This is a genomic window from Lactobacillus kefiranofaciens (genome assembly GCF_014656585.1).
GTDB classification, from domain to species: domain Bacteria; phylum Bacillota; class Bacilli; order Lactobacillales; family Lactobacillaceae; genus Lactobacillus; species Lactobacillus kefiranofaciens.
The window spans coordinates 1,542,824-1,564,504 of the sequence record NZ_CP061341.1 but is presented as its reverse complement, the minus strand read 5'-3'; the positions used below and the strand labels follow the sequence as shown (position 1 = coordinate 1,564,504).

The 21,681-nt window shown below is 39.7% G+C and carries 22 protein-coding genes and 1 tRNA gene; 17 read left to right on the top strand and 6 right to left on the bottom strand.

The genetic code is table 11. The annotated features are described in order from the left end of the window. Positions 1-95 precede the first annotated feature (95 nt). Positions 96-461, bottom strand: a complete 366-nt coding sequence (locus ICI50_RS07710) for a bacteriocin immunity protein (protein ID WP_013854523.1) — start codon at positions 459-461, stop codon at positions 96-98. Between the two features lie 6 nt (positions 462-467). Next, positions 468-1,232, bottom strand: a complete 765-nt coding sequence (locus tag ICI50_RS07705) for a DeoR/GlpR family DNA-binding transcription regulator (RefSeq protein ID WP_188891425.1) — start codon at positions 1,230-1,232, stop codon at positions 468-470. A gap of 289 nt (positions 1,233-1,521) precedes the next feature. On the opposite strand from ICI50_RS07705, the gene ICI50_RS07700 reads away from it, so the two are divergent. From ICI50_RS07700 to hpt, 10 genes are all read left to right on the top strand, one after another. Beyond that, positions 1,522-3,921 carry a phosphoketolase family protein gene (locus ICI50_RS07700; protein ID WP_148234233.1) on the top strand — a complete coding sequence of 800 codons (2,400 nt, stop codon included), beginning with the start codon at positions 1,522-1,524 and terminating at the stop codon, positions 3,919-3,921. 204 nt (positions 3,922-4,125) lie between these two features. Further along, positions 4,126-4,974, top strand: a complete 849-nt coding sequence (locus ICI50_RS07695) for a patatin-like phospholipase family protein (RefSeq protein ID WP_188891423.1) — start codon at positions 4,126-4,128, stop codon at positions 4,972-4,974. Between the two features lie 506 nt (positions 4,975-5,480). Continuing rightward, entirely contained in the window at positions 5,481-7,361 is a 1,881-nt protein-coding gene (locus tag ICI50_RS07690) for a PTS sugar transporter subunit IIBC (protein WP_056941256.1), read from the top strand. A gap of 114 nt (positions 7,362-7,475) precedes the next feature. Beyond that, the gene (locus ICI50_RS07685; RefSeq protein ID WP_188891421.1) at positions 7,476-8,285 is read left to right on the top strand and encodes a MurR/RpiR family transcriptional regulator; all 810 of its coding nucleotides are present in this window, start codon (positions 7,476-7,478) and stop codon (positions 8,283-8,285) included. Next, the gene (locus ICI50_RS07680; RefSeq protein ID WP_188891419.1) at positions 8,272-8,769 is read left to right on the top strand and encodes a hypothetical protein; all 498 of its coding nucleotides are present in this window, start codon (positions 8,272-8,274) and stop codon (positions 8,767-8,769) included. Before ICI50_RS07685 ends, ICI50_RS07680 begins: the two co-directional genes overlap by 14 nt. Before the next feature lie 20 nt (positions 8,770-8,789). Beyond that, positions 8,790-9,275, top strand: coding sequence for a PTS sugar transporter subunit IIA (locus ICI50_RS07675; RefSeq protein WP_188891417.1), 486 nt, complete (start codon positions 8,790-8,792; stop codon positions 9,273-9,275). A 128-nt stretch (positions 9,276-9,403) separates the two neighbouring features. Then, a complete protein-coding gene (locus ICI50_RS07670; protein ID WP_013854516.1) occupies positions 9,404-9,685 on the top strand; it encodes a hypothetical protein in 282 nt (93 codons plus the stop codon). Positions 9,686-9,741: 56 nt separating this feature from the next. Then, complete coding sequence (locus ICI50_RS07665) at positions 9,742-10,398, top strand: nitroreductase (protein ID WP_013854515.1); 657 nt, start codon at positions 9,742-9,744, stop codon at positions 10,396-10,398. 89 nt (positions 10,399-10,487) lie between these two features. Continuing rightward, positions 10,488-11,852, top strand: a complete 1,365-nt coding sequence (locus tag ICI50_RS07660; RefSeq protein WP_013854514.1) for a hemolysin family protein — start codon at positions 10,488-10,490, stop codon at positions 11,850-11,852. A 92-nt stretch (positions 11,853-11,944) separates the two neighbouring features. After that, on the top strand, positions 11,945-12,514 hold the full coding sequence (gene hpt, locus ICI50_RS07655; protein ID WP_013854513.1) for a hypoxanthine phosphoribosyltransferase: 570 nt from the start codon (positions 11,945-11,947) through the stop codon (positions 12,512-12,514). 19 nt (positions 12,515-12,533) lie between these two features. Here the strand turns inward: hpt and ICI50_RS07650 are convergent, their stop codons facing one another. Next, the gene (locus ICI50_RS07650) at positions 12,534-13,844 is read right to left on the bottom strand and encodes an APC family permease (RefSeq protein ID WP_013854512.1); all 1,311 of its coding nucleotides are present in this window, start codon (positions 13,842-13,844) and stop codon (positions 12,534-12,536) included. Between the two features lie 105 nt (positions 13,845-13,949). Here ICI50_RS07650 and ICI50_RS07645 point away from each other — a divergent pair, with 105 nt between their 5' ends. From ICI50_RS07645 to ICI50_RS07630, 4 genes are all read left to right on the top strand, one after another. Continuing rightward, complete coding sequence (locus ICI50_RS07645; protein WP_188891415.1) at positions 13,950-14,657, top strand: GH25 family lysozyme; 708 nt, start codon at positions 13,950-13,952, stop codon at positions 14,655-14,657. Next, the gene (locus ICI50_RS07640) at positions 14,657-15,880 is read left to right on the top strand and encodes a DEAD/DEAH box helicase (protein ID WP_056941254.1); all 1,224 of its coding nucleotides are present in this window, start codon (positions 14,657-14,659) and stop codon (positions 15,878-15,880) included. Before ICI50_RS07645 ends, ICI50_RS07640 begins: the two co-directional genes overlap by 1 nt. Beyond that, entirely contained in the window at positions 15,877-17,205 is a 1,329-nt protein-coding gene (locus tag ICI50_RS07635) for a PTS sugar transporter subunit IIC (RefSeq protein WP_056941253.1), read from the top strand. Before ICI50_RS07640 ends, ICI50_RS07635 begins: the two co-directional genes overlap by 4 nt. A gap of 51 nt (positions 17,206-17,256) precedes the next feature. After that, positions 17,257-17,329 (top strand) — tRNA-Arg (locus tag ICI50_RS07630). A gap of 38 nt (positions 17,330-17,367) precedes the next feature. On the opposite strand, the gene ICI50_RS10850 is transcribed toward ICI50_RS07630, so the two are convergent. Further along, positions 17,368-17,556, bottom strand: a complete 189-nt coding sequence (locus ICI50_RS10850) for a hypothetical protein (protein WP_074484239.1) — start codon at positions 17,554-17,556, stop codon at positions 17,368-17,370. Between the two features lie 87 nt (positions 17,557-17,643). On the opposite strand from ICI50_RS10850, the gene wecB reads away from it, so the two are divergent. Beyond that, a complete protein-coding gene (gene wecB, locus ICI50_RS07625) occupies positions 17,644-18,765 on the top strand; it encodes a non-hydrolyzing UDP-N-acetylglucosamine 2-epimerase (protein ID WP_054640228.1) in 1,122 nt (373 codons plus the stop codon). Positions 18,766-18,802: 37 nt separating this feature from the next. On the opposite strand, the gene ICI50_RS07620 is transcribed toward wecB, so the two are convergent. Both ICI50_RS07620 and ICI50_RS07615 read right to left on the bottom strand, forming a co-directional pair. Further along, positions 18,803-19,327, bottom strand: coding sequence for a GtrA family protein (locus ICI50_RS07620; protein ID WP_013854507.1), 525 nt, complete (start codon positions 19,325-19,327; stop codon positions 18,803-18,805). Continuing rightward, the gene (locus ICI50_RS07615) at positions 19,320-19,766 is read right to left on the bottom strand and encodes a flavodoxin domain-containing protein (RefSeq protein ID WP_013854506.1); all 447 of its coding nucleotides are present in this window, start codon (positions 19,764-19,766) and stop codon (positions 19,320-19,322) included. Before ICI50_RS07615 ends, ICI50_RS07620 begins: the two co-directional genes overlap by 8 nt. 143 nt (positions 19,767-19,909) lie before the next feature. On the opposite strand from ICI50_RS07615, the gene map reads away from it, so the two are divergent. Further along, a complete protein-coding gene (gene map, locus ICI50_RS07610) occupies positions 19,910-20,737 on the top strand; it encodes a type I methionyl aminopeptidase (protein WP_013854505.1) in 828 nt (275 codons plus the stop codon). Between the two features lie 8 nt (positions 20,738-20,745). Further along, entirely contained in the window at positions 20,746-21,663 is a 918-nt protein-coding gene (locus ICI50_RS07605; RefSeq protein WP_056941252.1) for a YihY/virulence factor BrkB family protein, read from the top strand. Positions 21,664-21,681 lie beyond the last annotated feature (18 nt).

Genomic DNA, 21,681 nt, shown 5'->3' with positions numbered 1-21,681 from the left:
TATCTTTTCTTAATTATAAAATAAAAAGTCGAGCAGGTCTCTTGCTCGGCTTAATTTGGATTCACTTTTTTCATCTAGAGCAGGTCTAGATCTAACTAAATATTAACAAATTGCTTCTCTGAATCAAGAGGACTTAAGTAAACGTAAGAAAGATTTACGTATTTTGTAGCTTCGGTCAGTTTTTTCATTAAATTCTCTTGCTCGCAAGTTAAATGCAAGTGATTCATGGCTACTCTGGCTTGGATGTACATCACGAGCTTGCTGGTGTATTCCAGTGGGTGGTCGTGACTATCGAACTTGTTCATCACTAAACCAATCGCATCACGAATAGGACGATAGCGCCCGATGTTCATCTCGTTATAGATATCACTAAAGAAACTATTGTAGAACTTCTTTAAATCTTGGTAGACCATTTTAGTATTAGAACTAGTCGATTTGTTTAGATTAAATAGACTGAACATAAAAATTCACTCCTTCATAATCGGTATAATCTGAGTTTTAGGATCAAAAAACTGTCGCTGTTTATCTGTTAGAGGCGTATCAGTGATTAAGACGTCGATTTTCTCTAACGGAGCCGACATATATGGAGAGGTTGAATCATTAGTGAATTTGTATTTTTCCGCTACTAGCACAATTTGGTTGGCATGCTTGATTGCCGCACGTACAATCTCCGCGTCTTCCATTCTTGGTGCATATACGCCATCTGCTCTGACACGCGAAGCCCCAATGAAGGCCGTGTTGAAATGAATCTTGCGAATCGTCTCCAGGGCTGCTTCAGAGTAGATGTAACGCTGCGATTTGTTGATCAGCCCGCCCAATAGTCTAACGGAAGGGATCGGACTAGTTAACATGCTCAATGCATTGTCGATTGAGTTAGTCACTATCTGAACATCTGTGCCGTTAAGCAAGGGACAGAGCTGCTTGAGTGTAGTAGAAGAACCAATAAAATCACACTGGCCGGGATGGACGAATCTTTTAGCCATCTGGGTCATTTTTAATTTAATCGGCGACTGAATCTGATTCCGGGCTAAAAAGTCAGGCACGCTATTTTGGTTGATTTCCATCAACCCACCATGAATGCGAACCGCTTGACCAGTTGTAGTCAGATGAATCACATCTCGCCGTGCCGTATCAAAAGAAACTTTGAAATGCGTAGCAATCTTTCTGGTAGAAAGCTGATGCTTTTCTTTTAATAGCTGTTTGATTTGGATTAGTCGTTCTTCTTGTGTCATTTCGCTCTCCATCAATTAATCTAACATGTTCAATCATTACTGTAATTACTTAATCAGTATTTGATATTTATTAATCAGTACTTGTCAGTATTTGTTCATTCAAACACTTATATTAAAGATGGAGAATGGTATTGGTGCAAGGTTTTTGGACTAATGACCAATTTTAATACACTTATTTAAAGTTGGTAGGATCCAATTAAAATAATGGTTGACATTTACTCAAAAATTGGTATGATAAATATGTAAACGAAATAAGAAAACAAACATCTCATGATTTATAAGGAGAAAAATAATGGTTGATTACGATTCTAAGGACTACCTGAAGAGTGTTGACGCCTATTGGCGTGCTGCCAACTACTTGTCAGTTGGTCAATTGTTTTTGATGAAGAATCCACTTTTAAGAGAAAAGCTGGTCGCTGAAGACGTTAAGCCTAAGCCAATCGGTCACTGGGGCACGATTGCACCGCAGAACTTCGTCTATGCTCACTTAAACCGGGTTATTAAGAAGTACAACTTGAACATGTTCTACATCGAAGGCTCCGGTCACGGTGGTCAAGTAATGGTATCCAACTCATACCTTGACGGCTCATACACTGAACGCTACCCAGAAATCACCCAAGACGTGAAGGGCATGGCTAAATTGTTCAAGCACTTTAGTTTCCCAGGCGGCACTGCTTCACACGCTGCTCCTGAAACCCCAGGCTCAATCCATGAAGGTGGGGAATTGGGCTACTCCCTTTCACACGGTACCGGTGCTATTTTGGATAACCCAGATGTCATCGCTGCAGTTGAAATTGGTGATGGCGAAAGCGAAACCGGCCCATTAGCTGGTAGCTGGTTCAGTAACCGTTTCATCAATCCAATCAAGGATGGTGCGGTTTTGCCAATCGTTCAAATCAACGGTTTCAAGATTTCCAACCCAACCATCTTGGCTAGAATGAGCGATGAAGAATTAACCGAATACTTCCGCGGCATGGGCTGGGACCCACACATTGTTTCAGTCTTCAAAGGCGGCCGTTTTGACGGCGAAAAGGACCCAATGGAAGTTCATGAAGAAATGGCTAAGACCATGGATGAAGTCATTGAAGAAATCAAGGGCATTCAAAAGCATGCTCGCGAAAACAATGACTCTACCTTTGCCCACTGGCCAGTCATCCTCTTCCAATGCCCTAAGGGCTGGACTGGTCCTAAGAAGGATCTGGACGGCAACCCAATCGAAAACTCCTTCAGAGCTCACCAGATTCCAATTCCAGTTGCTCAAGGCGATATGAAGCATGCCGACATGCTTACCGACTGGCTAGAAAGCTACAAGCCTGAAGAATTGTTTGACGAAAACGGTGCTCCAACTGCTATCGTTAAGGAAAACACGGTCAAGGGCGACCAAAGAATGGCCATGAACCCAATCACTAATGGTGGTATTGATCCTAAGCGCTTGAACTTGCCAGACTATCGCGACTTTGCTTTGAAGATTAAGAAGCCAGGCTCTGTAGAAGCTCAAGACATGGTTGAATGGGCTAAGTACTTGGACGAAGTTGCCAAGCTCAACCCAGATTCATTCCGTGGCTTTGGTCCAGATGAATCCAAGTCCAACCGTTTGTTCAAGCTCCTTGATGACGACAAGCGTCAATGGGAACGTGAAATTCATGAACCAAATGATGAAAACTTGGCTCCAAGCGGTCGTGTAATTGACTCGCAATTGTCAGAGCACCAAGACGAAGGCTTCCTTGAAGGCTACGTTTTGACTGGTCGTCACGGCTTCTTCGCAACTTACGAAGCCTTCGGTCGTGTCGTTGACTCCATGCTTACTCAGCACATGAAGTGGCTGCGTAAGGCTAAGGAACAATACTGGCGTCATGATTACCCAGCTTTGAACTTCGTAGCTACTTCAACTGTCTTCCAACAAGACCACAACGGCTACACTCACCAAGATCCAGGCATCTTGACCCACATGTTCGAAAAGGACCGTCCAGACTTGGTACACGAATACTTGCCATCTGATACCAATACGCTTTTGGCAGTTGGCGACAAGGCCTTGCAAGAACGCGAATGCATCAACATCTTGGTAACTTCCAAGCAGCCTCGTCCGCAATGGTTCACCATTGAAGAAGCTGAGAAGCTGGTTAACCACGGCTTGGGCTACGTTGACTGGGCTTCAACCGACAAGGGCGCTAAGCCAGACGTTGTCTTTGCTTCAACTGAAACTGAGCCAACCATGGAAACTTTGGCAGCGATTGACATCTTGCATGACCAATTCCCAGACTTGAAGATTCGCTACATCAATGTCATTGATGTCATGAAGTTAATGAGCCCTAAGGACAACAAAAATGCCATTTCTGATGAAGAATTTGACCGCTTGTTCCCAAAGGACGTGCCAACCATCTTTGCATGGCACGGCTTCAAGACCATGATGGAATCCATTTGGTTCGCTCGCAACCGTCACAACGTTCATATTCACTGCTACCAAGAAAATGGTGATATTACTACCCCATTTGACATGCGTGTCTTGAACCACCTTGACCGTTACGACTTGGCTAAGGACGCTGTTGAAAGCGTTGATAAGCTCAAGGGCAAGCACGCCGACTTCATCAATAAGATGGACAGCTTGCTTGCAAAGCACCACCGCTACATCCGTGATAACGGCAAGGACATGCCAGAAGTTACCGAATGGCAATGGAAAGGCTTGAAGTAGATTCTGCCCTCCTCGATTTGATTTGAATATTAAAGTATTTCCTTAAATTATAATTAAAAAATGCTAATTCATAAACTTATAACTACTACTTATCTATTAAAGAACGCAAGAGCACTGAAACTTAATGCTCTTGCGTTTTCTTATGGATTAGCATAAATTAGACCTATGTTTGCAGCATAGGTCTTTTTTGGTTAAGGAGGAAAAATGAAGTCTGGTTTAGTCTTAGAAGGCGGGGCGATGCGCGGACTTTTCACCGCGGGCGTGCTCGACGTGTTAATGGAGAATAATATTAGCTTTGATAGTGCGGTTGGCGTTTCAGCAGGTGCGGCTTTTGGCGTGAATCTGAAGTCGCGGCAGATTGGTCGGGTATTGCGCTATAATTTGCGTTTTGCCGGCAAGCCTTATTATGCCAGCTGGAAATCTTGGCGCAGATCAGGCAATTTGTATGCGGCTAATTTTTGTTACCATGTGTTGCCTGACAAGTTAGATGTGTTTGACAAAAAGACGTTTCAGGCTAATCCGATGAACTTTTGGTGCGTAGCAACCGATGCGACGACAGGTGAGCCGGTTTATCATCAGTTGCGAGACGCTGGCTACCTTGATTTGGAATGGATTCGAGCATCATCGTCGATTCCGTTTTTCGCTCACCCCGTAGCAATTGGCGGGCATTATTATTTTGATGGCGGCGTGTCGGATTCGATTCCGTATGATTTTTTACAGAAAAATAATTTTGATAAAAAGATTGTGATTACCACTCAGCCAAGAGAATATCGTAAGAAGCAGAGCCTGATATTTCCGCTGAAAAAAGCATTGTTGCATCAATATCCGGCGGTTTTGAAAAAGCTGGCGACTAGAGCAGAGGACTATAATGCTGTCTTGGACGATATTGAAAAAGATGAAGATGATGGAGAAACTTTTGTAATTCGGCCACCTTTTGCGTTAAATATTGGTACGCTGGAAGACGATAAGGATGAACTTAAACGGGTGTATCAAGTAGGGTATCGTGAAGCAGAAAGGGCTTTGCCCAATTTGGTTGCTTATTTGAATAAGTGAAAAATACTTCTTAAAATCTTTATTTCATGAAATGAAATATTTTGCCAGTAATTTTATATGTATAAATAGCTATAATGGCTAGCATATAATTTGACAACTGTTATTTGTATGTAAACCTTTTTCTTAAACATAGGCCATTAAAGGACTTGAATTAACTAAAATAACTAATTAAGAGTAATTTAATTGCCTGAAATATATTTCACCTTTTGAAAAATTAATTAAATACTATGAAAGTGCATTCAGCTTTTTCGAAAGCGCTTACATTAGTTTGAAACTATGGTATAAATAAAAATGTAAGCTAGCTACTGAGGTAGAAATAAATTTAAAGTTGATCGTTTAGATTTTCTATCTTAACCAATTAGTTCGAGGAGTAATATTTATGAGTTGATCATAAATAGCTGCCAGTTGTCCGAGCACCTTGCAACTAGCTAATTTGAGGAAATAAAAATAGGTGTAGATGTAAGAATAAGTTATTTAGTTAATTTTTTCTTCAGAGGTAAAAGATTATGATGCAAAAGATTCAGCGGTTTGGGGCCGCAATGTTCGTCCCAGTCATGCTGTTCTCGTTTGCGGGTATTGTCGTAGCCCTCGGGAGTTTGTTCAATAACCCAACATTGTTTGGCTCAATTGCCAATCCAGGAACAACATGGAACTCAGTTTGGGACACAATTTCAGCCGGTGGTTGGACAGTCTTCAACCAGGAAGGTATTTTATTCACGGTAGGTTTGCCAATTGGTTTAGCTAATAAGGCTAGAGGTAGAGCTGCCATGGAGTCAGTAATTGCTTACTTGACTTACAACTACTTTATCGGTGCAATGCTTACCCACTGGGGTGCAGCATTCGGTTTGCCAAACTTCGCCAAGGTTCAAATCGTAGCTAACGCTACTAACCATGGTTTAACTAACATTGCTGGTATCAAGACTCTTGACACTAGTATCTTAGGTGCCTTGGTTGTTGCCTTGATCGTTGCATGGCTCCACAATAAGTACTTCGACAAGAAGTTGCCTGACTGGTTAGGTACTTTCCAAGGCTCAACTTATGTTTATGCTATTTCATTCTTCGTAATGATTCCTTTAGCATTAATTACTTGCTGGGGCTGGCCAAAAGTTCAGATGGGTATCACCAGCATGCAACACTTCATCGTTGACAGTGGTTTCATCGGTATTTGGATTTACCAATTCTTAAACCGTGTATTGATTCCTACTGGTTTGCACCACTTGGTATACATTCCATTCCAGTTCGGTCCAGCTGTTGTTGAAGGCGGACTTCAACCATACTGGTTAAAGCACTTAGCAGAATACGCAGCAAGCACCAAGCCATTATCACAAATCGCTTCCGTTGAAGGCTTTCAGCTTTACGGTAACGAAAAGGTCTTCTTGGTACCATTTATCTGTCTTGCCTTCTACGCAACAGCCAAGAAGAACAAGAAGAAGCAAACTTCTGCTTTACTTATTCCAGCTGCTTTAACTTCTGTTTTAGCAGGTATTACTGAACCTATTGACTTTACTTATTTGTTCGCTGCACCAGTTCTTTGGGTAGTTTACTCAGTATTGTCAGCCACAATGAACACCGTAATGTGGGCATTTGGTTTAAGAGGGTTCATGTCGGATGGTGCGATTGGTATCGCCTCTATGAACTGGCTGCCGTTATGGCAAAATCACTGGCACATCTATGTCATGCAATTCATCGTTGGTATTATCTTCGGGATTATTACCTACTTCGTCTTCAAGATTATGATCGAGAAGTTTAATTACATTACTCCAGGTCGTGAAGCTGATGACCAAGATGTTAAATTAATCAACAAGAAGGAATATAAGCAAAAGATGACTGCTAAGGCTGCTGGCAAGGATGCTAATGATCCTTACATTGCTAGAGCTACAGCTTACCTTGACTTGTTAGGTGGTGCTGAAAACATTACTGAATTAAGTTCATGTGCTACTAGATTACGTGTATCTGTTGCCGATCCAGATAAGGTTGCTCCAGACTCACAATTTAAGGCTAATAAGGCTGTTAACGTGGTTCACCACGGCAAGGCCTTACAAGTTATCGTTGGTCTTGACGTACCACAAGTTCTTGATGAAATGAATCAATTGATGCAAGAAAGTGGCAACACGGCTAAAGTGACAACTGAACAAGATAATCCATATATTGAAAGAGCCACTGGTATCGTTGACTTGCTTGGTGGTGGTGAAAACATTAAGGACTTAGTTGCTTGCTCAACTAGAGTAAGAGCACATGTCTTTGACACCAAGAAGGTAGCTCCTGATGCAGAATTCAAGAAGATTGCAGATTCTTATGAAGTTCAACATAGAGATAACAACGAAGTTGACATCGTTGTCGGATTGGATGCCGATCAAGTCGTTGATCAAATGAAACAATTGCTATAAATGAAACAATTGCTATAAATGAAACAATTGCTATAAATGAAACAATTGCTATAATTGAAAGCGCTTGTGGTATTATTAATATATAGATTATATATTGATAAGGGTACAGGTGTTATGGCAGATTTAAGATCAATGGTTTATGACAATAGTAATAAACTAAATGATTCTGAAAAACAGATAGTTCAGTTTGTTTTAAATAATCCGAAAGACTGTAGCAGATTAAGCCTAGCTAAGCTAGCTAAAAAGCTCTACGTTTCCGAATCAGCAATCTTTCGGTTATGTAAGAAGTTAGGGCTTAGCGGCTATAGTGAACTAAAATTTGATTTGATTGAACTAGCACAATCAAGACAAAAGCTAATTAAGATCGAAAATAATTTCGCTAGAGAATTAAGTAGAGTAAATGATGATGTATTGAAGTATTTTAAGCAACGCGATTTCAATAGTTTATATCGTGAGCTTGAGAATGCAGGTACGGTCTACATTTATTTGACTGGCTGGCAGCAAGAACTGATCGCGCAATATTTAGCTCATGAATTATTTGTAGTGGGTAAGCATGCGACGGTTTTGCCATCAGCTTTAGACGAATTGAAGGCGGCTAGCCGCTTTGCTAAAAAGGGCGATGTCTTGTTCATCATCTCCTTTACCGGGAATAATAAGACGATCAATGAAGAAATTACTAAGCTGGAACTAGTTAATGACAAGTTCAGATGTGTATCGTTTACCAACATGAAGCAGAATAAGTTAGCTTCTTTGGTGCAGCACAATATCTATTTTCCAACGATCGCCTTTACTGATGACGCTGACTATAAGAGCGGCAAGGTAGCCTTTACGCCAGCATATTATTTGATTGATTTATTAATTAGTGAATATGTAGCTTGGCAACAGAGCCAAGGAGAGGATGTTGAGATTAATGTGGGCAATTAGTAAGCAAAAAGTTGCAAACTTTATCGGCCGAATGACCCAAAGCATGCATTTGGATACTAAGAAGATTCTTACTTGGTATTCCTACATACTATTCATTGCCCCAATATTGTTCTGGGCATTGATTGCAATGCGGAGTGCGGCTTCAGGTCAGACGTTAAGAATGATTATCATGAAGCAGCCAGCAGTCGCAATCGCCACGATTATTGCCATTGTGGACTTCGTCCTGGGCTACTACTTATTACTGAACAAGCAGAAAGTATTAATTAACCGACAGACTTACCGCTTCGTAATGGTCAGTCAGATATTGGGCCAGATGCTTGTGGGTAATCTGCTATGTGTTGTTTTAGCTATCTTGGGAGTGTATCGCGCTAAAGCTTTGCCTAAGACGCAAGCTAGCGTTAACCCAATTATGATGGCTGCTTCGATTGCAGCAGCTGTGTTATTATTAGGTTGCTTTATGTTGATATTGCTACTTGAATTTTAGAAATCCAGAGGTTATAGATTATGTTTAATTTTTTCAAGAAAAAGAATAAAGGTATGGAAGTTGATGCAGTGGTTGATGGCAACATTATGCCAATCACTGATGTTAAAGATGATGTCTTCTCAACGAAGATGTTAGGTGATGGTTATGCTATTAAGCCAAGTGACAAGAACATCTATGCTCCTGTCAGCGGCACGATTTCTACGCTCTTTCCAACTAAGCACGCTATTGGCATTAAGACTGATAAGGGATTAGAGATCTTAATCCACTTAGGTCTTGATACTGTTGAATTAAAAGGTGCTCCGTTTACAGTTGCTGTTAGCCAAGGCGATAAAGTTGAAAAGGGCCAACCTTTAGGAACCATGGATTTCCAAATGATTACAGATAAAGGCTATGATGATAGTTGTATCGTCGTTTATACCAACATGGACCTAGTAAAGTTGGTTACACCGATTGAAAAGGGCACTGTGCAACATTCCCAAAAGGTACAAACTGTAGAATTGAACTAGTCGTTTTCCCCTCTCTCAATTAAGAAATCTGATAGACAAGTTAAATTATGGTTTTGAGCTTAGCTTCTTAGGTGAAGCTAAGCTTTTTTGTTAAAATAAAAGAGGTAAAAAAGGAAAGAGGACATAGCATGAAAAAATATCGGCCAAATACAAAAGCAGTGGTTGTTGGACTTGCTTTTATGCTAGTGGGAATTGCCTGTTGGGTAATTAAAGCATCATTTATTCCTAAGGGCGCTGTCTTTTTATTCTCGATCGGGATGCTCTTAATTTGTATTGGTGGGTTGACTTTAACCATTACGGCTTTTATTGCAATGAGAAAAAATGACTTAGCAATGAACGCAATTATTAAAAAACAAGATGAAGAGCGTAAAAAAGAAGCGGAAAAGAAAAAGCAAACTTCTGCTTTTTAATTAGTTTTTTGCTTATAATTAAATACGAGATTAATTTTATAGGGGTTGATTAAAAGATGAATTTTAAAGAAGTTTATGAAGGCGAACATGTAACACGTAAGTTCAATAATAGAAAGATTCCTGAAAAGACAATTGCAGAAATTATTAAAAAGGCGCAACAATCACCATCACTGCTTAATTCTCAGCCTTGGCGGGCTTACGTATTAATGGGAGATGCTTTGGAGCAATTCAAGCAGGCTTCTGCTAATAATGTGGACCAAGGCATTAAGCCACATGAAGATTTTGCTTCCATGTTATCGCTGGATTGGGATACCTTCCCAAGCAGCAATATGGCAACAATGGGTGCTTCGCAGAGTTTCTTCTTCAGAAATAAACTGAATCTGTTCGCTGAAGCTAATAAGACGATGTTCAACGCACCAGCGATTGTATTTTTGACAGTACCAAAGAAGTCACCAGCTTGGTCTGTCTTTGACTTAGGAATTTTTGCTCAAAGCATTATGCTCTTAGCTGTTAACCGCGGATTAGGGATCATGCCGGCCCACTCAATGGTTTCTTATCCAGATCTAGTTAGAAAATATGCTCGCATCCCTGAAGATGAATCTGTAGGGATGGCTATTGCTTTAGGCTACATTGATAAAAATGCCGAAGTAAATGATCCAGTTTATATTCCTAAACGAGTACCATTTGATAAAATTTACAAAGTAACTAAATAAATTACCATCACTTGTGCTAAACTGAACTATTTCAATTAATAAATGGTAGAATAGGTTTTAGTAAATAATTTGTAAAAAGGTGGTAAACTTTGAGTCCAGCTCAAATAACAACTAATTTAGCTACAACTTTATTAATATTTGTCGTTGCGGCCTTTTTCGTCGCAGCTGAGTTCGCTTTAGTTCAGACTAGACCAAGTCAGCTTGAAGATATGCTGGCTAAGGGTCAAGGCAATAAGAAGAAGTTAAAGCGTGCATTGCATATGACGCATAATCTGAATGAGTATCTGTCGACTACACAGGTAGGTACTACTCTGGTCGGAGTAGTCTTAGGTTGGTTCTCGGCTGATACCTTCGCTGCGATTTTGGAAGATGCTTTTCATTTAATGCCAATGAATGAGTCACTCATTAAGTCAGTTAGTGCTATTTTGGGTGTGATTTTGTTAACTTATTTAGAAGTAGTGTTGACTGAAGTTGTGCCTAAGAATATTGCGATTGACAAGCCAGTTGCGATGATGATGGGAATTGTAACACCGCTGCATGTCTTTCACACGATTGTTTATCCTTTCGTTTGGCTGCTTAATTCTAGTTCCAATGGCATTTTGAAGCTGATGGGTTTTGCTCCAGCTGATGAAGAAAATGAGGTCTATTCTCAATCTGAAATTATTAAGCTATCTCGTAATGCCGTTCATGGTGGTTCCCTGGATAAGGAAGATTTAACTTACATGGAACGTGCTTTCGAATTAAATGACAAGGTTGCCAAGGATATTATGACTGACCGGACGAGGTTGTCAGTACTTGATTCAACCGATACGGTTGATTATGCTTTAAAGAAGTATCTAGAAGAAGGCTTCAGTCGCTTTCCAGTTGTACGTGATAATGATAAGGATGATGTTGTAGGTTACATTTATTCCTATGATATTGTCCAACAGAATCAAGTTGACAGCAGCATTCCAGTTACGAGAATTATCAGAACGATCATTACCGTGCCAGAGTCAATGCCAATTCAAGATATTTTACACTTGATGATTTTTAAGCACACGCCAATTGTCTTAGTTGTGGATGAATATGGCGGCACTAGTGGCATTGTAACGGATAAGGATATCTATGAAGAACTCTTTGGTTCTGTTAAGGATGAAATCGACGATGTCTCTGATGATTACATTATCAAGGATAAGGATGGTAATGTGCGCGTTTCAGGCAAGACGACTTTGTATGACTTTGAACGCTACTTCCATACTGATTTGAAGGCCTTCCAAGATAGCGATATTATTACTATTGGTGGCTACATGATGGAACATTATCCGAACTTGAAGAAGAATGAATCTATTACTTTAGAAGGCTATAAGTTTACGCTAGACAGCATTGAACAAGGTTTCATGCGTTGGTTCATTGTTGAGCCGGTAACGGTAAAAAGCAAAAAAGCTGAACAAATCAAGAGCAAAAAACAGAATTAACATGAAGAAGCGTCAATTTTGACGCTTTTTTTGTTTAAAGATGTTATAATTTTTTTATTAATAATTGAAGACAATGAATAGAAGGGTAAATAATGGTTAAAGGCGACAATATTAACGATATTATTGATCATAAGTTATTTTCTGAAGATGACATTCATGAGATGTGCGTGCGTTTAGGCAAGCAACTGACTGAGGATTATGCAGGTAAGAAGCCCTTAGTTGTGGGTGCGTTGAAGGGTGCAATTTACTTTTTGACTGATTTGACTAGACAGATGGATGTGGCACATCAATTAGACTTCTTAGATGTTTCCAGTTATGGTGATGGCTTTGAATCAACGGGCAAAATCAAGGTGGTAACCGATTTGGCTGCTGATGTTAAGGATCGTGACGTATTGATCGTAGAAGATATCGTTGACACTGGCTTAACCCTGAAGTTCATGAAGGACTTAATTAAGGGCCGTGGCGCTAAGAGCGTTAAGTGTTGCGCAATGTTGAACAAGGAAGCACGCAGAAATGTTGACGTTGATGTTGATTACTACGGCTCTAAGGTAGGCAATGAGTTCGTGGTTGGCTATGGCCTTGACTTTTTGAATATGTACCGCAATATTCCTTATGTTGGAGTATTGAAACCAGAAGTTATTCAAAAGTATGTTAACAAGTAAAAAATAAGGGTGGATTAAATTAATGTCCATCCTTATTTCTCTTTTGCATATAATAATAAATTGGCAATCCTAATAGGGTTAAGATAATCCCAATTGTGGATAAAATGAATTGATTGATAATCGTAGAAACGACAATAAAAATACCACCTAGGATTGAAATGATAGGAATAAGTGGATACCAGGGTACCTTGAACGGACGCTTTAATTCAAGCTCACGTTTTCTTAAAATGACTACTGCCACTGAAAGCATGGTGTTGAAGGTCCACATTACGAAAACCAGCATGTCGGTTAAGACGGTGAAGTTGCTGAGTAGGATCATGATAATGGCGATAGCATCAACGATCAGGGCGCCGATGACTGGAACGCCGGTATGAATATTGGCCTTACCGATTTTGCTAGAGAAAGGAAGGAGATTGTCCTGCGCTAGAATATAAGGCGTACGCATTCCCGTGAGCATGAAGGCATTAACCGCGCCGTATACGGAGATTAGAATTCCAATCGTGATAATTTTTCCGCCCATCTGACCGAATAGCTTCATTGATGCTTCAAAGGCCGCATTATTATTGTTGGCTAATTCATGGATTGGCAACACGGTCAAAAAAGTATAGTTGATCAAAACATAGATTAGCGTGATTGCCGATAAGCCAAAAATGATGGGCCGAGACAAATCCTTTTCAGGATTTTTAACCTCATTAGCTAGATTAGTGACTACGATCCAGCCTTCAAAGGCAAACAAGGCTGATAGAAGTCCCTGACTAATTGCAGTAGGAAAAGCCTTACCTGCACCGACAGTTAAGGGAATAATTGGTGCACTAATTTTATTTTGATTAAAGAGGCCCCAGACAATAATTAAGGCAATAGGAATAATCTTCAAGATTGTAATGACTGATTGCATTTTGCTAGAAAATTTAGTTCCAATTAAGTTGATTCCTAGCAAGAAAATCACTAAACCAATTGCAATTAAATTTGCGTACTGATTTTTTAGCCCAAATAAGGAAACAAACTGAACGCCAAAAATAGAACTTAGTGCGCCAATCTGCGCGGGAAAGTACACAATCATCTGCGCCCAACCAAAGAGAAAGCCCCAGACGCGGCCATAAGTATAATCTAAGTATTTAATTGCGCCATTGATTTTTAAGCTTGCCGCAATTTCCGAAATTGTTAAGCCAGACGCGATTGAAATTAGTCCGGCTAAAATCCAGACAAATAGAGTCATTGAGCTGCTGCCAGTCTGTGCGGTAATCGTACCGATCTTAAAGAAAACTCCGGCACCGATTACGGAGCCTACCACGGTAGCTAATGCCTGACCAAAAGAGATTTGTCGTTTCACATGCTTCACCTTCAAATAATATATTTAAGTTATTTTAGCACATTTATTTTTTAGAGTTGGATAATAAGGTAAAATTTGGTTAAAATATTGGCAGGGGGAAAGGCCATGAAAAGATATCATCATAAGTATACTTTGCCAACAATTATTACTTTGCTTATTTTTGCAATTGCGTTTCTTTTAATTGGCTTTTTTAATTTTAAGAGGCAAACCACTTTGCCTCCGGATGCCAATACTAGTGCTATTGGTATTCAGCTTAATCAAGAGATTGATTATGTAGATTTGCATAAATTGCAGGCTAATGGCATCTCCTTTGTCTATTTGAAAGCAACGCAAGGACGATCATATTTTGATGAGAATTATTTATCCTACCGTGATCAGATTCTGGGAACCAAGTTGGCCTTCGGCAGCATCATTTCTTATAGCAATGAATCAACGCCTCTGCAGCATTATCGCTATTTCTTTAAACAAGTTGGTGATAATACAGGTAGTCTGCCAATTTTGGTTGTTCCAGCAGTAAACAGTCGCTCGAGTAAATATCTCAAGTCAATGAGCAAATTTGTGGGGATGCTGCAGCAGCGCAATAAGAAGGTCATGGTCGAGGTAGATCAACGTTATCGGCGTTACTTCGATAATCAAACGATGTTAATGTCAGAAGATAGCAAGGCACCTAGCAAGCTGAAGTATTCATTCTGGCGTTATACCACTAATGGACGCGTGAAGAATGTTGCCGGTTTAGAAAAAGACATTACCATGTACGCGTATAACGGAACCGTTAGTCAATATAAAGAGAGATATGGACAGTTAACACAATAATGTATCAAGCAGAAGTTAAACAAGTTTTACAAAAAGAGCATAAAGATCAGCCTACTTTAATTCAAAAAGCTAGCTATGAAGCAATCAGAAATGGCGCAAGTGTAGTCGGCTTAGCCAAAACAGGGACAGGCAAGACGCTGGCCTATGCTATTCCGTTATTAGAGCGGACGCTAAAAGGCAAGGCTAACAGCGTAGTTATTTTAGCACCAACTACGGAATTGGCAGTGCAGATTCGTCACGCGATCAATCCTTATTTGCACGCACTTGGCTTAACTGGAGTTAGTCTAGTTGGTGCCGGCAACCGGAAGCGTCAAGAAGATAAGTTGAAGAAAAAGCATCCCGAAGTAGTGGTTGCTACACCAGGAAGATTTTTCGACTTTTTCTCAGCTAACCGGATTAAGACTAGTCAGATCAAGAGTTTAATTATTGATGAAGCAGATGATATTTTAGAGTTTGCCAAGTTAGAACTTTTATCCGCATTAGGTCAGAATTTAGATCCAGATAGCCAGATTCTGCTCTTTGGAGCGACTGATTCTGAAATTACTAAGAACTGTGAAGAGATTTTTGCGCGCAATTTTTTATTAATCGATGTGCGCCAGGAGCAAAAATCGACCACGAAGCATTATTTCTTACAGGTTGATAATCAACATAAGATTGAATTCTTACAGCGAATGACTAAGCTGGATCACTTCAAGGGCATTTTATTTTTTGATTCTAATAAAACGATGATGCGCTTTGCTGGGATTTTTGGTCATACTAAGACTAGATTTGAATTATTGGCGAATGAATTTGGCAAAGAACGGCGTGAAAAAGCCTTGCATGATTTAGCAACGGGCAAGGCTAAGCTGCTTTTGGCAACGGACTTAGCTGCCCGCGGTTTAGATATCCCGGGCGTAACTTATGTCATTAATTTTGACATTCCTAGTGAGTCTAATACTTATTTGCATCGAGCAGGTAGAACCGGTCGAATGAATGCTGAAGGCTATGTAGTTACCTTAGGTGATGACCATGATTTTCGTGATTTGAAGAAATTAATGGCTGATGAAGTTGAAATTAAGCGGGTTTATTTTGCAGGTTATCATTTGACTACTGACCGGCCTAAGAAGAAGGCTAAGCATGTAGAACAGCAAATTGAAAAAGCTGTACTTAAGAAAAAGAAGAAGCGCAAGAAGCATAATAAAAATAAGGGATATCATCCTCATTATTTGAAAGGGAAGAAATGAATCGATTAGTTAGATGGCTGGAAGATTATGTTTTGCCGTTGGCTAGCAGGTTGGGTCAGATTAGATGGTTGGTGGCTCTTAGGGATGCCTTCATTTCCTTAATGCCGATTACGATTGCTGGATCTTTAGCGGTTTTAATCAAGAGTCTGGTTATCGCCGCTCGGGATCATCTAGGCTGGGAGACATTCGCTTATCTAATGCAGCCCCTAGTTTCCATCAGTAATTTAGTTTGGCGCGGAACTTTTTCGCTCTATGCATTCTTCTTTGCTTTAGCTTTAGGCTATCAACTAGCTAAAGCATTTGAGGGCAACCGCTTAGCTGCAGCGATTGTGTCGCTGTCTTCATTTGCCTTAAGTATCGCAAATGTAGCTCAAATTAAGTTTCATGGTGACAACATCGCGGTAAAAAATGCCTTTGATATTAGTCAGTTTTCGACAACTGGTTTGTTTACGGCTATTTTATTTGGTTCGATTGGTTTTGCAATTTATCTAGCCTGCTATAAAGGTCGAATTATGATCCAGATGAAGGCTAATTTGCCTCATGCAGAGCAAGCGGCCTTTGATTCAATGATTCCGGCAATGATTGCAATTTTTAGCATCGGCGGAATTAATTATTTGTTCCAGGTAATGAAGGGTAAATATTTTGGCAATTGGTTATTAACCAGTATCCAAGAACCTTTGGTAAAATGGGGCCAAGGTTTTGGGACCGTCCTATTGGTTACTTTGCTAGTACAGGTCTTTTGGTTCTTTGGAATTAATGGTTTAGGAGTATTGTCGCCGATTTTTGATTCAATCTGGCTAACTGCACAAAACGGCAATATTACGGCGATTCGTAATGGTCATGTCCCACCTTACTTGTGGGTGCGTGGCTCCTTTGATGTCTTTGCCTGGTTTGGCGGAGCTGGAGGCACATTAATGCTGATTGTGGCGATTTTAATCTTTTCTAAGCGAACAGACTACCGCACAATTGCTAAAATCTCCTTAGCACCGGGCATCTTTAATATTGGGGAACCGATTTTATTAGGCTTGCCAGTAGTGCTCAATCCGGTTTATTTGATTCCATTTTTACTAACGCCGGTAGTTAATGTGGCTTTTTCTTATTGGATCAGCGTAATGGGGCTGGTGAATCCCGTCCAGGTAGCGGTGCCAAGCATCATGCCACCAATTATCGGGCCATTTTTAGCTTGCAATTATGATTGGCGAGCCATTATTTTGAGTATTGTTGATATGCTGATCGCCTTGGCAATTTGGTCACCATTTGTTATTGCAGCGGATAAAATTGCGGATACGAATAATCCAAAAACATTTTTTAGTACACAATTTTAGAAAAAAAGATTAACTATTTTGCTATTTTTTGGTAAAGTTAATCTTAGGTTTGACCCCGTAGTTCATCTGGATAGAACAATGGTCTCCTAAACCGTAGAGGTGAGTTCGAATCTCACCGGGGTCATAGAAAAAGTCATCTGGGTACTTCCAGATGACTTTTTGTTAACCTAAAGGGTTAAGCATAATATATGTGATTAATCCCCAGACAAGAAAGACGCAGATCAATGCGGTATACAACAAGTATTTTCTTGTTTTAGGTGGTTTGGCTTTATCCAGACCAAACACTAAGCAAAAACAGCCAATAATGATAAACAGAGCTGTTGTGAGTAAAAAAATTAAACTAGAATTCATAAATATATCCAACTTTCTTTTGATACATCTTTTATTAAAGCATATTAACAGGATGCATGATAGTAAGAAATTGGCGGAGGAAATATTATGGACAAAATAAAGGTAATGACGGTCTTTGGCACGAGACCAGAGGCTATCAAAATGGCACCGTTAGTCTTGAAATTAAAAAAGGATAAACGTTTCGACGAGGTAACAGTTGTTAGTGCGCAGCATAGGGAAATGTTGGACCAGGTGCTAAATATTTTTAAAATTAAGCCAGACTATGATTTCAACATCATGCACAAGAATCAAACGTTGGAAGATATTACTTCCAAGGTGATGATTGATTTATCTAAGGTGATTAAAGAAGAAAAACCAGATATTGTGTTGGTACATGGCGATACGACGACCAGTTTTGCAGCTAGCTTAGCCACTTTTTATCAGCAGACGACATTAGGTCATGTTGAAGCTGGTCTTAGAACGTGGAATAAGTATTCCCCTTATCCTGAAGAGATGAACCGGCAAATGACTGATGATTTGGCTGACTTGTATTTCGCTCCAACTGAATTATCTAAGAGTAATTTGTTAAAAGAAAATCATCATGCGGAAAATATTTTTGTCACCGGTAATACTGCAATCGATGCTTTGGAGCAAACCGTGCAAAAAGATTATCATCACGCAGTCATGGATGAGATTACACCAGGGAATAAGGTAATTTTGGTAACCATGCACCGACGCGAAAATCAAGGTGAACCAATGCGCCGGGTATTTAAGGTCATGCGGCAAGTAATTGACAGCCATGATGATGTAGAAATAATTTATCCAGTGCACTTATCACCCAGAGTACAAAAGGTTGCCAATGAGGTTTTAGGCGGTGATCCCCGGATTCATTTGATTGAACCATTGGACGTAGTCGATTTTCATAATTTAGCTAAGCGCAGCTACTTTATCATGACTGATTCTGGCGGCGTGCAGGAAGAAGCACCAAGCTTGGGCAAGCCAGTTTTGGTATTGCGCGATACAACTGAGCGGCCAGAAGGGGTGAAAGCTGGTACTTTAAAGCTGGTGGGCACTCAGGTAGAGCAAGTGCGTGAGAGCATGCTGGAACTGCTTGAAAATAAAGCAGCCTATGAGAAAATGGCTAATGCTAAGAATCCGTATGGTGATGGTCATGCTAGCGACCGTATCATGGATGATATTTACTATTACTTTAATAAAAAGACAGTGTAAAAACCAAAAGATTTTGAATAAATAAAAAAGAAACGGATTATTTACCGTTTCTTTTTTGCTTTTGTTCTTGAAGTCGCATTTTCGCGCGTTCAATCATTGTATGTTCTTGTTTTTGAAAGACGGATCTGGTAGTAAGGTAGTTAAATACCCCTACTAAAACTTGATCGATAATCTTGACTAGCAGAGCATTGAGATGAAGCCAGGATAAGCCGACCAACATAATCAATGTATCAGGGATCAAACTGATAATGCGGTAAGTGAAAAATACGATTAATTTATGCCACGTAGTGTGTTCATGATCTACATTGTTAATAAAAACTGCCTTCTGATTAAAATAAAAAGAGACAAGATTAGAGACAATGAAGGCGATAGTATTAGAAATCACCATTACACTGTGCCACCAGGAATGCAGCACCATGAAGACAAGAGTATTGATTAAGGCAGCGACAAATCCAAAAATCATGTACACCCATAAATTACGGTGACGCTTGATTAACTTTTGACCTAATTGGCGAATCTGCGCTTGATCAATTGCCGTGACTTTTTTTTTATTTTTAGCCATTTAGTTGATCATTCATTTCCTCAGCTGCTTGGTCGATTAAATCGATCGCAGCATCATCTGGTGCGTTTTCAATCGTGACAGGCTTGGTAATTTCTTTAGCGCCACATGCCTTAAATGCTTTTTCGTAATCAAAAACATTTTCGCAAAAATGCTCGCCATAAGTCTTGTCGCCGGATCCCATCACGGCGAAGTATTTGCCTGTGAGATCTAGTTCTTTTAATTCATCATAAAAGTCTGCTAGTTCATCGGTCATTGCACCTTCACCATAAGTATAGGTGACGAAAATACAAAGATCAGATTCTAAATAATCGCTGGCGTCAGTAAAACCTACATCGCTAGTTTCAACGTCAAAGCCATAATCTTGAAGATCTTCTTCTAAAATATCTGCCATATCTTCATCGTTGCCAGTCATGCTGGCGTAGACAATTCTTGCTTTCATGATTATCCATACCTTTCACTGCAGTATACGTGATTTATTATACATGAAACTAAGAGATTTTAACGAAGTTTTGCTAAACTTTTAAAAATATTCAATAAAACGTTATAATAAGAAATAAAATATTTGAAAAAGGAGAAATAATTTTGATTACTATTAAATCAATTCGTGAACTTAAGGGGATGCAAGCTTCCGGACATTTGCTTGCTACCATGTTTGAAGGCTTGCGCGATGTAATTAAGCCAGGTATTTCAACCTGGGAAATCGAAGAATTTTGTCAAAAATTCGTTAAGAGTCGTGGTGGCCGTCTTTCAGAACAAGGCTTTGAAGGCTACAAGTATGGTACTTGTATCTCAGTTAATGATGAGATTGCCCACCAAACGCCAAGAAAAGATCGTATCTTAAAGGAAGGCGACATTGTTAAGGTTGATGTTACCTGCAATTTAAATGGCTATGAATCCGACTCATGTACTACTTATCCAGTTGGCAAAATTTCAGATGCTGACAAAAAGTTAATCGAAGTCACCAAGAAGGCAATGTATCTTGGTATTGATCAAGCCGTTTTAGGCAACCGTATTGGTGACATTGGTGCTGCAATCCAACATTGGGTTGAAGACGAGAACCATTATGGCGATGTGCGTGAATTAATTGGTCACGGTATTCAACCTTCAATTCATGAAGACCCAGAAGTACCACATTGGGGTAAGGCTGGTCATGGTATCCGCTTACGTGAAGGCATGACCATTACTTGTGAACCAATGGTTGAAGCAGGTGGCGATTGGCATATTGATCAAAGAACTGTTGATGATCCTAACGATGATTGGGTTTACTATGCAACTCCAGATGGTTCAAATGCGGCCCAATTTGAACATACCTTTGCAATTACTAAGGGCGGTCCTAAGATTTTAACTTTGCAGCACCCTTACGATGGCCTAGAAAAGTACATCCCTCATTTTGATGAAATGGATGATTAGGTCCTTGAATGAAAAAGCAGAAGCTAGGTCATAAATTTAGTCAATTTATTTTAACTTTGCGCAGTACAATTTCGCAGGGTGAAATATCCAACGGCTCAATTGTAATTGCTTACTATATTTTATTCTCGATTTTTCCAATTATCATTATTATCGGAAATGTTTTACCTTTGTTTCGCATCGACACTTCGCCGATTGCGGAATACTTAAACCTAGTCTTTCCAGATAAGGTAGCTAGTTTTATTCTGCCGATGATTAATTCGCTATTGAAAACGACCTCAACCGGATATATTTCCTTTGGTATTATCTTAGCGATTTGGTCATTTTCGAATTTAGTTAATGCAATTCGTTTAGGTGAGAATCGGCTCTATGGCGTGCATCAAGTGGAACTGAAATTGTCGATGCTTAATTTTATTTGGACAAGAGTGCTGACAGTGCTCTTTACCGCATTGATGATTATCTTTTTTACCGCTGTCAGCATTGTCCTAGTTTTTGGGCAACAATTATTAGAATTTCTTGGTCCTATTTTCCATTTGCCGTTAACGGAGATTAATAAGATTTTTAGTTATCGTTATCCGGTAGTTTTATTGGTAATAATCTTGGCAGTTGCCTATTTAAACTATGTTTTGCCAAATATCAAGCTCAAGAAGAGGGTCATCTGGCCTGGGGTCTTGGTTACGGTAGTAGGCTGGTTAGCTTTATCATTTTTATTTAGTTTTTATCTGCATAATTTTCCCATTAGCTGGGAGAATTACGGTATTGTGGGGACTTTTATCATTTTCATGTTATGGCTAAACTTATCAGCTTGGCTATTTTTACTCGGAGTTGGCGTTAACGCGGCAATTATTCACAATCGTGTGGGTGAGTTAGAATATTCAGCTGGTAGAATGGCAAGTTACATTCAGGATAAAAGACACCAGCGAAAGTAGTGAATTAAACTAAAATTT